Source organism: Ruegeria sp. O5, from assembly GCF_056535105.1.
Map to the genome: position 1 here is coordinate 40677 of NZ_JBQERN010000006.1, position 15379 is coordinate 56055.

At 58.1% G+C, this 15379-nt stretch carries 15 protein-coding genes; 6 read left to right on the forward strand and 9 right to left on the reverse strand.

The annotated features are described in order from the left end of the window. Positions 1-63: 63 nt before the first annotated feature. Positions 64-768, forward strand: coding sequence for a lysophospholipid acyltransferase family protein (locus ACR0M3_RS10185; protein WP_480506017.1), 705 nt, complete (start codon positions 64-66; stop codon positions 766-768). On the opposite strand, the gene ACR0M3_RS10190 is transcribed toward ACR0M3_RS10185, so the two are convergent. The 5 genes from ACR0M3_RS10190 to ACR0M3_RS10210 all read right to left on the reverse strand — a co-directional run bounded on the left by ACR0M3_RS10190 (position 765) and on the right by ACR0M3_RS10210 (position 7938). Continuing rightward, positions 765-1010 carry a MoaD/ThiS family protein gene (locus tag ACR0M3_RS10190; protein WP_170346142.1) on the reverse strand — a complete coding sequence of 82 codons (246 nt, stop codon included), beginning with the start codon at positions 1008-1010 and terminating at the stop codon, positions 765-767. The genes ACR0M3_RS10185 and ACR0M3_RS10190 overlap by 4 nt on opposite strands. Then, on the reverse strand, positions 1003-3258 hold the full coding sequence (locus ACR0M3_RS10195; RefSeq protein ID WP_267364884.1) for a xanthine dehydrogenase family protein molybdopterin-binding subunit: 2256 nt from the start codon (positions 3256-3258) through the stop codon (positions 1003-1005). Before ACR0M3_RS10195 ends, ACR0M3_RS10190 begins: the two co-directional genes overlap by 8 nt. After that, positions 3258-3737, reverse strand: coding sequence for a (2Fe-2S)-binding protein (locus ACR0M3_RS10200; RefSeq protein WP_209597982.1), 480 nt, complete (start codon positions 3735-3737; stop codon positions 3258-3260). Before ACR0M3_RS10200 ends, ACR0M3_RS10195 begins: the two co-directional genes overlap by 1 nt. Next, positions 3734-4600 carry an FAD binding domain-containing protein gene (locus tag ACR0M3_RS10205; protein WP_480482127.1) on the reverse strand — a complete coding sequence of 289 codons (867 nt, stop codon included), beginning with the start codon at positions 4598-4600 and terminating at the stop codon, positions 3734-3736. Before ACR0M3_RS10205 ends, ACR0M3_RS10200 begins: the two co-directional genes overlap by 4 nt. Positions 4601-4725: 125 nt before the next feature. Beyond that, a complete protein-coding gene (locus ACR0M3_RS10210; RefSeq protein ID WP_480910567.1) occupies positions 4726-7938 on the reverse strand; it encodes a 2Fe-2S iron-sulfur cluster-binding protein in 3213 nt (1070 codons plus the stop codon). 75 nt (positions 7939-8013) lie between these two features. Here ACR0M3_RS10210 and ACR0M3_RS10215 point away from each other — a divergent pair, with 75 nt between their 5' ends. Next, positions 8014-8916 carry a LysR family transcriptional regulator gene (locus ACR0M3_RS10215; RefSeq protein ID WP_480910570.1) on the forward strand — a complete coding sequence of 301 codons (903 nt, stop codon included), beginning with the start codon at positions 8014-8016 and terminating at the stop codon, positions 8914-8916. Positions 8917-9047: 131 nt separating this feature from the next. Continuing rightward, entirely contained in the window at positions 9048-9749 is a 702-nt protein-coding gene (locus tag ACR0M3_RS10220; RefSeq protein WP_480482134.1) for an SDR family oxidoreductase, read from the forward strand. 2 nt (positions 9750-9751) lie between these two features. Here ACR0M3_RS10220 and ACR0M3_RS10225 read toward each other — a convergent pair whose 3' ends face one another. The 3 genes from ACR0M3_RS10225 to ACR0M3_RS10235 all read right to left on the reverse strand — a co-directional run bounded on the left by ACR0M3_RS10225 (position 9752) and on the right by ACR0M3_RS10235 (position 13062). Next, positions 9752-11023, reverse strand: coding sequence for an NAD(P)/FAD-dependent oxidoreductase (locus tag ACR0M3_RS10225; protein ID WP_480539258.1), 1272 nt, complete (start codon positions 11021-11023; stop codon positions 9752-9754). Positions 11024-11198: 175 nt separating this feature from the next. Further along, on the reverse strand, positions 11199-12356 hold the full coding sequence (locus ACR0M3_RS10230) for an acyl-CoA dehydrogenase family protein (RefSeq protein WP_480910572.1): 1158 nt from the start codon (positions 12354-12356) through the stop codon (positions 11199-11201). Between the two features lie 142 nt (positions 12357-12498). Next, positions 12499-13062, reverse strand: coding sequence for a TetR/AcrR family transcriptional regulator (locus ACR0M3_RS10235; protein WP_209504701.1), 564 nt, complete (start codon positions 13060-13062; stop codon positions 12499-12501). Between the two features lie 303 nt (positions 13063-13365). Here ACR0M3_RS10235 and ACR0M3_RS10240 point away from each other — a divergent pair, with 303 nt between their 5' ends. From ACR0M3_RS10240 to ACR0M3_RS10250, 3 genes are read left to right on the forward strand one after another with little or no spacing between them, the layout of a single operon-like run. Further along, the gene (locus tag ACR0M3_RS10240) at positions 13366-13830 is read left to right on the forward strand and encodes a nuclear transport factor 2 family protein (protein WP_209504702.1); all 465 of its coding nucleotides are present in this window, start codon (positions 13366-13368) and stop codon (positions 13828-13830) included. Between the two features lie 11 nt (positions 13831-13841). After that, entirely contained in the window at positions 13842-14462 is a 621-nt protein-coding gene (locus ACR0M3_RS10245; RefSeq protein ID WP_480487659.1) for a pyridoxamine 5'-phosphate oxidase family protein, read from the forward strand. Between the two features lie 48 nt (positions 14463-14510). Then, entirely contained in the window at positions 14511-14669 is a 159-nt protein-coding gene (locus ACR0M3_RS10250; RefSeq protein WP_480487657.1) for a hypothetical protein, read from the forward strand. A gap of 13 nt (positions 14670-14682) precedes the next feature. On the opposite strand, the gene ACR0M3_RS10255 is transcribed toward ACR0M3_RS10250, so the two are convergent. Beyond that, positions 14683-15345, reverse strand: coding sequence for a TetR/AcrR family transcriptional regulator (locus ACR0M3_RS10255; protein WP_480487655.1), 663 nt, complete (start codon positions 15343-15345; stop codon positions 14683-14685). Positions 15346-15379: the final 34 nt, after the last annotated feature.

Here is a 15379-nt window from a genome sequence, read left to right on the forward strand (position 1 = left end):
AAACAAGTTGCGCAAAATGCGTGGTGCGCTAAGACAAGGACCGGTTAGCAGAAGGAACCCGGCGTGAACCTCCGTAAGAAGATTGCAGACAGCGAAGCTGTGCTAAACTGGGTGGCGCGTCGGATTGCAAATTATATTCGGCTGGTACACCGCAACACACGTTGGCAGCGCATCGGCTATGAAGAACTGGACCAGTTGGCCGAACAGGGTGAGCCGGTCATCGTTGTTCTCTGGCATCAACGGCTGGTGCAGTCGCCTTATTTTTTCCCGCTGGACAAGGGGCGCATCTGTTCGATTACATCTTCTGCGCGGGCTGGCAGCATGGTGGGTCGCGTGCAAAAGTTGTTTGGAATGGACACCATTGCCATGGCCAGCAAGGCACGCCATGTCGCCCTGTCGCGACAGGTATTAGGCAAAATGAAACAGGGGATATCCATTGGCATAGCGGCGGACGGCCCCCGTGGGCCAGAGCGGGTTTTGTCGACGGTTCCTCTGGTTTGGGCGCGAACATCGGGTAAACGTGTTTTTGGTATTACCTTTTCGGCGAAACATGGGCGCGAAGCAGGAACATGGGATCATCTTTTGATGCCCCGGCCATGGGGTAACGAGGGGGTATTTCTGTGCCGGGAATGGACAGAAACAGTTCCTCGGAAAGCCAGCGAAGACGAAATAGAAACGCTGCGTTTGAGTCTCGAACAACACATGAACGATATCACGGCCGAGGCAGACCGAATGGTCGGGCGCGAGCCTTGGTCGCCTGACGCTTAACCGCCCCTCAGCCTTTGCATCAAATAGACTTCACTGCCTTCGGGAATCGGTTCGGTCAGCCCGGTCGCGATCACGCGCCCGTCGACAGCGATAGATACGCCAGCGTCGATGGGTGCTTGAAGCTGCGGATGCGCACGCACGAGCGCACGCAGCAACTCTCCGGTGGTTTTGGCCTCGACCTCAACCACCTGTTGGCCCCCGGTCAGTGACCGGAGGCCGGACCAGAGGTGAACCTCAACCATTGTCCTTGAGAGCGGCCAGAATACGTGGCGGCGACATCGGCAACCGCTTCATCCGCACTCCAGCCGCGTTGGACACAGCGTTGGCAATGGCGGCCAGTGGCGGCACGATACCCGTCTCACCCACACCGCGGACGCCAAACGGGTGGCCCGGATTCGGAACCTCGACGATCACGGTGTCGATCATCGGCAAGTCGCTGGCCACCGGGATGCGGTAGTCGAGAAAGATCGAGTTCTGCAAGCGACCGTCTTCACCGTAGATATATTCCTCGTTCAGGGCCCAGCCGATACCCTGCGCGGCACCGCCCTGATACTGGCCTTCGACATAGGTCGGATGGATCGCCTTGCCCGCGTCCTGAATGACCGTGTAGCGGGTCACACTGGTCTTACCGGTTTCCGGGTCAACCTCGGCATCCACGATGTGGGTGCCAAAGGACACGCCAGCACCTTCGGGGGTTGCCTCGAAATGACCCGAGATCGGACCACCGGTGCGGCCCATATCGGCGGTGATATCGGCCAGCGGCATCGGATCGAAATCGCCTGCATTCGGGCCTGAGGGCACCGCACAGCCGTTTTCCCATTTCACCGCATCAACCGGGATGCCCCATTTGGCCGCGGCCCGTTCGCACAGTTTCTCGACCGCGTGTCTCGCAGCCTTGATTGTCGCCAGCCCTGACGCGTAGGTCACGCGAGAGCCATGGCTTACATCATTGTAGCCCAGTGTAGCCGTATCGGCGATGGTCACCCGGATGTTTTCATACGGGATGCCCAGAACCTCGGCCGCCATCAGGGCCATCGACGCGCGCGAGCCACCGATATCAGGCGTTCCGACCATCACCTGAGCCGAGCCATCCTCGGATAAGGCAAGCGAAACGCTGGTCTCGCCACCATGGTTAAACCAGAAGCCACAGGAAATACCGCGCCCCTGCCCCGGCTTCAGCGGAGCCGAATAATGAGGATGTGCCTTGGCTGCTTCCAGCGTTTCGACAAGACCGATGCGCTCGTAGGTCGGTCCATAGCTGGCTTTCGTGCCCTCATGCGCGGCGTTCTTCAGGCGCACCTCAACAGGGTCGAGACCCAGCTTGTTGCACAACTCGTCAATCACGGACTCGACTGCAAAGGCGCCCATTGGTGCACCCGGCGCGCGGTACGCTGCCTGCTTTGGGCGGTTGGCCATCACGTCATAGCCGATCTGCTTGACGTTGGTCAGGTTGTAGGGTGCGAAGGCACACATGGCTGTCATGTCGCCCGGCGCGCCGGGAAAGGCCCCGCCCTGCAAGCGGAAAACACCCTGAGCCGCCGAGATCGTGCCGTCTTTCTTCATGCCGATCTTGACGTCCATCGAGGCAGACGAAGTCGGACCAGTGGCCCGGAACACTTCGGACCGGGTCATCACAAGCTTGACCGGGCGATTGGCCTTACGGCTGAGCGCTAGTGCGACGGGTTCGATGAAAACGGTTGTCTTACCGCCAAACCCTCCGCCGATCTCAGACGCAGTGACGCGCAGCTGCGAGGTTTCGATGCCCAGAAGAGCGGCACAGGTTTTCTGCGCAATCCAATGCCCTTGTGTCGTGCACCACAACTCACCCTTGCCGTCATTACCCAATATGGCCAGACAGGCGTGCGGTTCAATATAACCCTGATGCGTCGCTTCGGTGACGAAACTATCTTCGATGACCAGATCCGCTTCGGCAAATCCGGCCTCGACATCGCCGTGACCACTTTCATGATAGCGGACAACGTTCGGGTGCATTCCTTCCGGCACGGAATAATCCGCTGCCCCTTCGCGGATCACAGGCGCATCCGGTGCCATCGCCTTATCCACATCGGTGACGTGGGGCAGAACTTCGTATTCGACCTCGATCAGCTTGAGCGCGTCACGCGCCGCCAATGCCGAAGTCGCAGCGACCGCTGCAACCGCGTGCCCGTCATATAGCGCTTTCTCACCGGCCATAACGTTTTCCAGAACGTTGTAGAATTCACCTTCCAGACCGGGCTTGAACGGCACTTCAGCAAAGTCGGCACGCGTCACAACAGCTTTGACATCCTTGTGCGCCTCGGCTTTCGACGTGTCGATTTTCACGATCCGCGCATGAGCATGAGGTGAGCGCAGGATCGCGCCATGCAGCATTCCCGGGGCGTAGGCATCCGCTCCGAATTTGGCGCGGCCGGTCACCTTGTCCAGACCGTCGGGACGGTTGGGGCGGGTGCCGACAAAAGTGAAGTCTGATTTACGATCGTCTAGAGCCATTACGACGCCTCCCGCATCTCAGCCGCCGTATCCATCACGGCGCGAATGATCTTGTCATACCCAGTACAGCGGCAGAGGTTGCCTGCCAGCCAATACCGCGTCTCTTCCTCGGTCGGGTTCGGGTTTTTCTCCAGCAAAGACTTGGCCGCCACCAGAATGCCCGGCGTGCAGATGCCGCATTGCAGGGCAGCGTATTCGATCATCTTCTTTTGCAGCGGATGCAGAATATCACCGTCGGCAATGCCTTCGACCGTTTCGATCTGCTTACCTTCGGCCTCGACACCCAGCATCAGACATGAACAGACCAGACGGCCATCAACGGTGACCGAGCACGCGCCGCAATCGCCGGTGCCACAGCCCTCTTTCGCGCCTGTCAGGTTCAGCTTGTCGCGCAGACAATCCAGCAGGGTTTCACGCGGATCACACAGGTATTCGACCGCATCGCCATTCACGGTGGTGGTTACGTGGAGCTTTTTCATGCGTTTTCTCCCTTCGCGCGGGCATAGGCAATTTTCGCGGCGCGCTTTGCCAGAACGCCTGCGACCTCGGTACGGAACGCGATCGTGCCGCGCTTGTCGTCAATCGGGTTACAGGCGGCAGAGGCGGCGGCGGCCAGCGCATCCAGGGCCGCATCATCCAGCGCGCTGCCGATAATGGCCTTGGCACAGTCTTCGACCAGCAGAACGGTCGGGGCCACGGCGCCCAGTGATACGCGGGCCTCGGTGATGGTGTCGCCGTCAAGACGCAGGTTCACACCAACGCCAACCACAGCGATGTCCATTTCGGTGCGGGGGATGAACCGCAGATAGGCATCGCCGCCGTTTTCGCCACGTGCAGGGATATTGACCGCCGAGATCAGCTCACCTTTGGCCAGCGAGGTTTTGCCGGGGCCGGTCGGAATATCCTCGACCGCGACTTCGCGAGTGCCGTCCGGGCCGGTCACGGTAACAGTCACACCAGCTGCGACCATGGCGGGCACGGAATCAGCCGCAGGTGAGCCGTTACACAGGTTACCGGTCGGTGTTGCGCGCCCCTGCACCTGGGTTGATCCGATCAGGTCCATCGCCTCGACCACACCGGGCCAGTCACGACCCAACTCGGGATGCTCGCTCATTTCGGCACCGGTTGCGGCAATTCCCAATGTCCAGCTTCCATCAGCATTGCGGGTAATGTCGTGTACACCGTTGATTTTCTTGATGTCGATCAGCGTATCAGGCGTCACTAACTCCGAGCGCAACTGCACCAAAACGTCGGTGCCGCCCGCCAGAAAGCGCGTGATGCCCGTCGCATTTGCGGCCAGAGCCGAAGCCTCGGCAAAGCTGGCGGGGCTGTGATAATCCATAATGCTACCTCGCACCTGTTGGTCAGGGATATCTGGGTTCGGGGCGACGTTAATTCACCACCCACGTGACGTCCATGGGCCGAGCGACCAAATTTTACCGTCTAAAGGTCGCTTTCTGACCATGCTTACAGATCGAGCTCGATCACACCATCCGGCTCCGCAGCGCGGCTTTGGCACAGAATCATCGCCCCTTGGCGCTGCTTTTTGGACAGCACGAAATCCCGATGCTCGACCTCGCCCGAAAGGACACCGCATTTGCACACACCACAGATACCATCGGCGCATTTCACATCCACGCGAAAACCCGCCTCGTTCAGAACCTGAGCGGCATCCTTGTCTGCGGGCACAGGCAACGTTTTACCTGAACGCGCGAGTTTCAGGGTAAATGGGTGGTTTTCGTAGTCAGGGGTTTCCGGGACCGAGAAATATTCAAGATGTCGGGCCTCTTCGGGGAAACCCTGATGTTCCGCGGCCTGCATGACCCCTTCCATGTACCGATCAGGCCCGCATGTATAGACGTGCCATCCCTGCTGATACCCCGACAGGATCGCATCCAGATCAGCGCGCGAGCCTTCATCCGAGAAATGGTAGTGGACGCGGTTCGCCCAGGGCATCCCCGCCAGATCATCCAGATACCCCGCACCGCCCCGCGTGCTGGCCGAGTAGTGCAACTCGAAATCCATGCCCAATGAATGCAGGCGATGAGCAAATGCGATCATCGGGGTTATACCGATACCACCCCCCATCAAAAAGGTTTTGGACGCCCCTTCGTTCAGTTCGAAATGGTTGATCGGTTTCGAGATGAAAACCTTGCGCCCTTCGTTGAAAATTCGGTGCAGCAAGGACGAGCCACCCCGCCCTTCATCCTCGCGCAGAACACCGATCTGATAAGACCCCCGTTCCGACGGGTCGCCAGACATGGAGTATTGGCGCAGGAACTCTGGCGCGACAAGCACATCCAGATGCGCACCTGCGGACCATTCAGGAAGCGGCGTACCGTCAAGGGAGGAAAACTCATACTTGGTGACATCCGAGGTCATCTTGTCGACCTTGGTCACAGCGACCCGCATCACCGGCGCGTCACCTGCGACCTGATAACGATGAATGATCGACATATCCCCCGCAGCTTTACGCGCCTTGTACTCTTCGGCTGTCACCAAGGCCTCATAGGCGGCAATTCCTGCCTCGCGATCCATTGCAAACGGATAGGGCCAGGGGTGCGGGGCCAGATAGGCCGGGTAGACCGCCAATGTCTGATCCTCGTATCTAAGGTCCAGATCCTTTTGCAGATCGCGCCGGTTCAAAGGGTGTGTTGTTGGCCGATACGCCCCGTCGGGCTGCAACTCGATATCCCACCACCATTTCTTGGTGTCGTTCAAACCGCCATTGCCAACCGCGTCATCCAGCTTGGCCAATGCAGGCGCCGCCGAGGGGATGTTCATCGCGGCCCAGCGGAACGGGCGCTCCTTGAAGATACCCTCAAGGTTCCAGGGGCAGGTCTTCATGCACCGCCCGCACATTGCGCCTCCCGGAGTGGTCACGCGGTAGGTCGCGCATTTCTGGCTGTCGGATTTCCAGATTTCATAGCCGTTGAACATCAGCTTTGGCCCAGCCGTGATCGCGCCCGATGGGCATTCGCGCGCGCATTTGTTGCAAGACTCGCAAAAGCTTTGCAGACCGAAATCAATGGGCATGTCATGCGCGATCGGCATATCCGTGCTCACCACGCCTGATTTCAGTCGCGGCCCAAGATAGGGGTTCAGGATCACTTCGCCGATCCTGCTGACTTCGCCCAGACCGGACAGCAACAAAAGCGGAGGTTGCAGAACTTCGCCATCCATCACCGTATGCGCCTTGGCCCTGTAGCCAAGATTGCGGATCTGCTGTGCAATCACGCCACCCAGCAGCGAAAATCGCAGATAGGCGCGCATCGATTGGGCGACACTGATCCAATCGTCGCCGCTGGCACCCTCCATCGTTTCATAACCCTGATCGATGATCATGCTGACGGCCTGATCATGGGGCGGCACGATTTCTTCGCCCGTCGCGTCATGGGAATACCAGGCCCATTCCGGGCAGCGGCTGAGACCCACCGCATCGACCCCCAGAAAATAGGTCGCAGCCTTGATGTTTGCTGCGTTGCGTTGTGCGTCAGATGGCTTGGGCGCGTCAGCGCTTTCACCGTCCTGCAACAGTACAAACGCACCCAAAACACGGCGTTGGGCAAAACTCGGTGCTGCCTTGCGGACGTAATACCCGCCTTTGGCCGCATCCTGTAGCGACTTGCCCATATCTCCGAACTGCGCCCGGGCAAACAAATCTGCACGCTTGGGCACACGAGCGACATTCTCTCCGTCAATAAAGGTCGTTGGTGTCTCGACCCGTTTGAGTTTCTCAAACGGATGTGCCCCGTCCACATAGCGCCGCTTGGCATAGGGGTCGCGGTTGAAGGCGTTCTTGGCAAAGCCCGTTCCCAACCACCATGCCGGCCCCTGCGTCCGGAACCAGGGCTGATCGGCCATAGGCTTCAGCGGTTTGTCATGGGCGATCGGCATGTCAGTCGTCACGGCGGCCAAACCAAAGCGCTTGCCCAGCCAGGGCACGACAACCTCTCCATCGTCGACCGAAGCCAACCCGGCGGCGACCGCCAGCTTGCCCAAATCAACGTCGGTCGACATCATGCTGTGCGCCCGTGCGTCAAAGCCCAAAAGGCGAATGTAATTGGCAATGACCACCGCATTCTCGGTCGCCAGCAGACAGGCGCGATGGTCCTGCGCGTCGACTATCCAATCAGCGCCGGGTTCGGACGGGTCGGGATCGCGGTTGTGTTCATAAAGAAAGACAATGCTGTGCCGATGGCTGTCGATCGGCTTGGGCGCGGCCTCCATACTGTCTTTCAGATCAGCCATGATGACGTCGATCCCGGATGCCAGCGTTTTGGTCTGACGGGTGCGCAACGCGTGGGCAAGCCGGTCAATATCGGGATTGCGGCGAGCCTCGGGCAAAAGGGCGTCAGATGGCAGTGGACCGCACCCCATCATCGACGCATCGTTGAAGTAGCCAAACGCTTTTATGTGGTTGGCCCGTTCCTGCGGGTTAGATGGAATCTCGGACGCAACCGGGTTCACCATTCCGTCGCGGATGGCGTCCATCATCGCCTGAAACTCACCCATCGCATTGACGATGCTGTCAGGGTGTTCCGGTCGGTGGAAGCTCAGCTCGGCCATAGGGGGCACAAGCGACAGATCCGGCATGTCATCTTGCCGGGCCAAACGCTCCAGCGGGTAGCCGCCCATATGAACGGGCCGGTTTCTGTCCGAGAATAAACGGATCCCCATCGAATATCTCCTGTTGATGCCCGTCCCGTATCCCGCCATGGACAGCAAAACCATTCATGATTAATCATAAATGGTATGAGAAAATTCGATTTCATTGACCTCGACGGCAAGGTTCTACGCACTTTTTTGACGATACTCGAGGAAAACTCGGTCTCGAAAGCCGCAGATCGGCTGGGGGTTACGCAATCTGCGATCAGTCATACTCTGGCCAAACTGCGGCAGGTCCTGGGCGACCCGCTGTTTGTTCGCTCAGGTCAGGGTCTGACACCAACCGAACGCGCCCTGTCCCTGAAAGAGCCTGCGCAAAAGGTACTGGACGGAATGCGGGCGCTGACCGACGGCCGACCGTTCGACCCATTGTCGGAACAGATCAACATCCGCATCGCCACAAATGACATGCCACGCGAGCTGATCTTTCCACAGCTGCTGCGTGACACCCGCGCCGAAGGCGTGCGCCTGCGGTTGGAATTCATCCCATCGGGTGTGCCCGACCCCGAATTTTTGCGCAGCGACCGGTGCCACTTGATGCTGACCCCGCTACCGCCCGATGGACCAGATATTTTCCAGAAGAGACTGATCGAAAGCCCGCTGATGGTGTTCTACGACGCCACGCAACGCACGCCCCCGGACAGTTGGGAAGACTATTGCCACAGCGACCATGTCGAGGTGCGATTTGCCGATGGCCGAAACGCGCGCGCCGTCATGCGTGGCGTCGATCAAAGCCAGATCAGGCCAGCGGTGGTGACCCTGCCGCATTTCAACGCGATCCCGGCCTTTGTGCAGGGCAGCGACCTGATCTCGACAGATACGGCACTGATGAAACAGGGGCCGTTGGCCGTGCTTGATTGCGCACCGTTACCTTTCGCCTGCCCGCCTGTGTCCATCTATATGGTCTGGCATCAAAGATCGACCAATGACCCCGCCCACCGCTGGTTACGCGGCCGGTTAGAAGCCATCGCAGCGTCCCTTCAGACCTGAGATAGCCGTCAGCTACGCATGACCGGGGCCAGGTTTGGCTACGGGGCGCGGTCACGAGTATTCAACAAAACTGATTGGTCAAACCGCAATTCATTCGCCATCCTGAAACCAAATCAAAACGGAGACGTCAGATGGAGAAAGTAGCACTGATCACAGCAGGCGGCAGCGGCATGGGCGCGGATTCCGCGAGGCGGCTGGCCGCGGACGGTTTCAAGGTCGGGATTCTGTCATCCTCGGGCAAGGGCGAAGCGCTGGCGCATGAGTTGGGAGGCGTCGGTGTAACCGGCTCGAACCAGTCCACGGAGGATCTGCAAAAGCTTGTTGATGCGGCCATGGCCCATTGGGGGCGTATTGACGTTCTGGTCAATTCCGCTGGTCACGGCCCCCGTGCCCCGATCCTTGAGTTGACGGACGAAGATTGGCACACCGGTATGGATGTCTATTTCATGAATGCCGTCCGCCCCTCGCGGCTTGTGACGCCGATCATGCAAGCGCAGGGCGGTGGATCGATCATCAATATCTCAACCTTCGCTGCATTCGAACCTGACCCGGTTTTCCCGACCTCAGGCGTGTTTCGCGCCGGGCTGGCCGCGTTCACCAAACTGTTCTCGGACAAATACGCTGCCGAAAACATCCGCATGAACAACATCCTGCCCGGTTTCATTGACAGCCTGCCCGAAAAAGAAGAATTCCGCGCGCGCATTCCCATGGGGCGCTATGGGCGCAGTTATGACGAGGTCGCCTCGGTCGTTGCCCTGCTGGCATCCGAAGGCGGTGGCTACATCACCGGGCAGAATATCCGGGTTGATGGTGGCATCACCCGCTCGGTCTGAATTCAGATCCGCGCCTTTATCAGATGCGTCAGCGCCGCGCCGGATTCAAAAAAGGCGCGGCGCACGCGCGTCCAGCTTTCGCGATGCTCATGCACCGCAGGAACGGGCAAAAGCGAAAGCTCACCTGCAAGAAGACTTTTGGCCATCATTCGACCGAACACCGTGCCGGGGCCAATACCACGGCCGGAATATCCGTGCGCGGCCAGAGCGTTGGGGCCAATCTGCGTGATTTTCGGGATATGGTCCGAGGTCATGGCAATCCGCCCGTGCCAACCCTGTTCAAACGGCTGATCGGCAAGCTGAGGATAAAGCTCAGCCAGTTTGCGTCGGACCCATCCGGTATGCACACTGCGTCCTGCATTCCCCAGATCGCCCATGCCGCCAATGATCATCCGCCCCGCCTGATCCAGCCGGAAGGACGTCATGATCAGCCCGGTATCCCAGCACCCTTCTGCCTGCGGCAGGATGCTGGCGCGCAGATTATGCGACAACGGGGTCGTTGCGTATTGAAAGTAATAAACGGGAACATAGGCAGGCGCAGTATCTGGCAAGCCAAGGTGATAGGCGTTGGTTGCCTGAATGACGGACCTCGCCCGTACGTTCCCGCCCGGTGTCGTCAATACCCATTGCCCACCTTCGTGCCGAAGGGTCTGTACCGGGCTTTGTTCATGGATCTGCGCCCCGGCCTGAGACGCGGCACGCGCCAATCCCATGACATAAGCCAAGGGTTGTATGGTTCCTGCGCGAGGATCGAACAACGCCCCATGGAAGGCATCGCTACCGGTCCGGTCACGGGCCTGATCCACCGATAGCAGTGCTACCGGCGCGCCGGACCCGCTTAGCTGCGCGTGGCGCGTTTGCAGGTTCTTCAGCCCCGAGGCGGAATGCGCGCAATGCAGGGTTCCATTGCGAATGGGTTCGCATGTGATGCCGTGTTCTTCGATCAGGGAAAAAACGTCCGACGGTGCTTTACCCAACAAATCGATCAGCCGATCGCCAGCCTCTGCACCAATATGCGCGCGAATGTCATCCGGTGGCAGCCACAGCCCGGCATTGACCAGACCGACATTGCGCCCCGACCCGCCAAACCCGATCTTCTGCGCTTCAAGCAAACAGACCGAAGCGCCGGTACGGGCCGCCGTCAAAGCGGCTGAACAGCCGGTAAATCCGCCACCTATGATGGCCAGATCAACGGTTGTGTCACTGCTCAGCGGCAGAGCTGTGACTGCTTCGGTACATGTAGTCCGCCACAGGGCTTGTTCGGGATCGTTCACGTCAGACCTCTGAGTCTTTTCGGCGGATCATCATACCGCTGCACGTCCTTTGCAAGTGGGCAACTGCGGTCGGGTCAGCAACAAAAAACCCCGCAAGCACGGGCCTGCGAGGTCCAAAAGAAGCGAATAGTCCGTTAGGAATGGTGACATCAGGCAAGAGGCCGCCCAGATACCTTCAAACGTCGAGCGACCGTGCAATCAGCTCTTTCATGACCTCGTTCGTGCCGCCGTAAATCATCTGCACGCGCGCGTCTGCGTAGAGGCGGGCAATTGGATATTCCATCATAAAACCGTAGCCACCGAACAGTTGCAGACATTCGTGCATGATTTCGTTCTGCACCTCTGAACCCCAGTACTTGGCCATCGAGGCGGTGGCCGCGTCCAGTTTTCCTGCCTCCAGCTTGCCGATACAGTCATTGACGAAACTGCGCAGAACCTCGGCCTTGGTCTTGCATTCTGCAAGCTTGAAACGCGTGTTCTGGAAATCCATCACCCGCTGACCGAACGCTTTGCGCTCCTGCACGTACTTTACTGTTTCGGCAATGGCAAAATCTATCGAACCCAGCGCCATGATCGCGATATTCAGCCGTTCCCATGGCAGTTGCTTCATCAGCTGATAAAACCCCTGACCTTCCTCAGCCCCCAGCAGGTTCGTCATCGGAACTTTGACATCTTCGAAAAATAGTTCGGCCGTGTCGTTGCCCTTCATCCCCAGTTTCTTGAGGTTGCGCCCCCTGCGAAACCCCTCGGCCCCCTCGGTTTCGACCACGATCAATGACACACCCCGCGCGCCCTCGGACTTGTCAGTCTTGGCGGCCACGATGATCAGATCAGCCGTCTGGCCATTCGTGATGAAAATTTTCGAGCCATTCAGCCGGTAGGAGTTTCCGTCTTTCTCGGCCGTTGTGCGCACAGCCTGAACATCCGAGCCGGTGCTGGGTTCCGTCATGGCAAGTGCGCCGACCATTTCGCCCGAAGCCAGTTTGGGCAGCCATTTCCGTTTTTGATCTTCGCTGCCATAAGCGGTAAGATAATGCGTCACGATCGACTGAATACCATAGCCCCAGCCGGCGTCGCCCCGTGCGCCCTGTTCGTACGCAGTGATGGCGTCAAAGCCCATACCGCCGCCGACACCGCCATATTCTTCGGGGATTGCACCTGCCATCAGGCCGGTTTCACCCGCTTTGCGCCAGAAGTCGCGATCAACGGCCCCGTTTTCAACCCAGGTTTCGATATTCGGTGACAGTTCGTCATCCATGAACCGGCCAGCCATATCTGCAAACATGCGGTGTTCGTCGGTGACCCATGCTGCGGTCGAAGTGAAAAGTGACATCAAAGGCTCTCCAAACTGTCTTTCGCAAAAGCCTAGCGGTCCGCCCGATTCCCGCCAATCCATGTGACGCGGCGTTCCGACTTCGAACAACGCAACGTTTCTATGCTAGGTAACTTAAAGAACCTGCTTGTTTTTAAGGAAATTAAGTCAGCGCCAATGCCAGCAATTGCTGTGCCGCATCCCTGGCGTCTTCCGCAGGATCACAATTCTTGAGCAAAACCGCAGACACGATTGCCCCTTCCTGCAACAACACGATCTGGCTGGCGAGTTTCTGAGGATCACGCGCACCAGCCTGTTCGGCGACGGACGTGAAATGCTCCAGCAACAGCTGTTTATGTTCGGCTGCCTGCACATGGATCGGATGATCTGTTTCCTGATATTCTGCCCCGGCCTTGATGAACATGCAGCCCCGGAATCCATCTTCCTCGAACCATTCCTTCAAGGCATCAAAACTAGCGATGAGTTGCCCGGCCGGTGTTTCTGCCATCTCTTCGATGCGCCGATAGAACCACTCGCGAAAATTCTCATCCCGCAGACGCAGAGCGGCTACAATCAGGTCTTCTTTAGTGCGGAAATGTTTGTACATCGACGTTTTCGAAACGCCCGTTTCCGCCACCAGCTTATCCATGCCGGTCGCGTGAAACCCGTCGCGGTAAAAAACCTTCAGGGCTTTGCTGACAAGTTCATCCCGTTTGTTTGGACGCATGATTCGGCTCCATGGTGTACCGTTCTGTACATATTACCCCGAAACATGAAGTGCAACCGGCCCCGCCCAAAGCATTGTTTTCATTATAATTCATGGCTCACCTTAAACTGCGAGGAAAATTTTCAACTTTTCCTCTTGCAAAAGTTAACAGATCGGTACACCTTATTGCTAAGTTTACCGATCAGTACACCAGAGGATTTGACCGATGAAACGTCGCGCCAGCATATTCCCCCCTCAGTACGTTCCATTTCTTCTGACACTGGCCATTCTTGCCGCTTCTCTAACCTGAAAGCCCCCTGCACCATGTCTCGACCCCCTCTTCCCCCGTTCACGTTGGAAACTGCCACGCAAAAAGTGCGCATGGCAGAGAATGCCTGGAACAGCCGCGATCCCGACCGCGTCACCCCCGCATACACAGATGACAGTCAGTGGCGAAACCGGGCGGAATTTCTGTCAGGGCATGACGAAATTCACGCCTTCCTAAGCCGTAAGTGGCACAAGGAACTGGACTATCGGCTGATCAAGGAACTCTGGGCCTTTACCGGTAATCGCATCGCAGTGCGTTACGCTTACGAGTGGCACGACGATAGCGGTCAGTGGTTCCGGTCATATGGCAACGAGAATTGGGAATTTGCCGAAGACGGACGCATGTCGCATCGGCATGCCTCGCTGAATGATCACCCCATAGCCGAAAGCGACCGCTTGTTTCATTGGCCATTGGGTGAACGCCCCGATGACCATCCCGAGTTGTCTGATCTGGGTCTTTGAAAGGACATACTGTGCCGCGTGCGTTTTCAGAACTGACCTTCACCCCAACCGTCCGCGCCCATCAGGAGCGGATGGGATCGGCAAAAACCTATGCCAAATTCATTGAAGGTGGCCCGCAACAGGGCCATCTGATCGGCGAACCCGAAAAACAGTTCATTCAGGCGCGCGACGGGTTTTATCAATCCTCGGTGTCTGAAACAGGCTGGCCTTATGTGCAGTATCGCGGCGGGCCGGTCGGGTTTCTTAAGGTGCTGGGGCCGCAAACCATCGGATATGCCGATTTTTCAGGCAACAGACAGTATATCTCGCGCGGAAATCTGGATGGCAACGATCGGGTCGCGATGATCCTGATGGATTATGCCAATCAACACCGTTTGAAGATCCTGGGGCGTGTCGAATTCACGGAAGGTCAAGCAGCGGCAGCCAGCTTGTATCCGGAGGGGGCCGAAGCCCCCGCAGAGCGGGCCGCGATCATTCGAGTTGAGGCGCTTGACTGGAACTGCCCACGCCACATCACGCCGCGTTTCACCGAAGCCGAACTGCGCCCGCATCTAAACAGTTTAGGCCAGCAACTGGCCCAGTTGCAGGCCGAAAATGAAAGGCTGAGACAAGAACTGTCAAAGCTCTCGTGATGCGCAAGACACCGCAAACTTTGTTGAGTATTTACAGGGAATAATCCAATGGTTCGTTCGGTCTTTCAGCTTTCTGCGGCGTTCCTTGCCGGAGCAGCCCTGATCCTTATGATCATGATGTTTGGTTTCTTTGCTTCACCCAGCGCCGTCCGGACGTCACCACCTTCTGTGTTCAGCACCATCCTGTTCAACCATTTGCAGCAATAGCAATGCTGCGCGTTCAACCGCGACTGGTCTGAACCATCGCTTCGATACCGGCTGCACAAAATTCGATCAGGCGTTCCACCTCTGACACTCCGCCGCCATGCGACAGGGCCCCGACCCGCCAACCACTGTTGAGATGCGCCAGCATTGCCGACACGGAATAGACCTGGCCGCTGGCCAGCAGCGCAGGGTCAACATCCGGATAAAGCGCAGCGATTTCGTCGATAAAATGCCGGGCGGTCGGGTCGAAACACTCAGCCGCGATATCGCGCCAGCGGGGATCGACCGAGACATGCGCCACAAGGCGCCCATACGCCATCCATCCCGAACCGCCTGTTTCTGCCAGTTCCACATAAGGCCGGATAAAACTGTCCAGAATGCTGCGCAATGTTAGCGGACCTGCTTTTCTTGCCTTGGCCAGCGCATCGGTTCTGATTTGTGCCAGCTTGCCCGCACGGCGTTCGATCGCTCGAAAAAACAGCTCTTCCTTGCCGCCGCCATGGTGATGAACAAGGCCAACCTGAACCCCTGCAAGCGCAGCGATATCGCGGATCGACGCGCCTTCGAATCCGCGTTCGGCAAAGACTGTTTCGGCCGCGTCCATGATCCGCGCTTTGGTTTCCAAAGACCGCTTGGACGGTGCTCTTTGTCTTGGCTTTTCTACGTTTTTCAGCGTCATAAAATTCACCTTGCCTTATTTTGGTCGTTCGTTC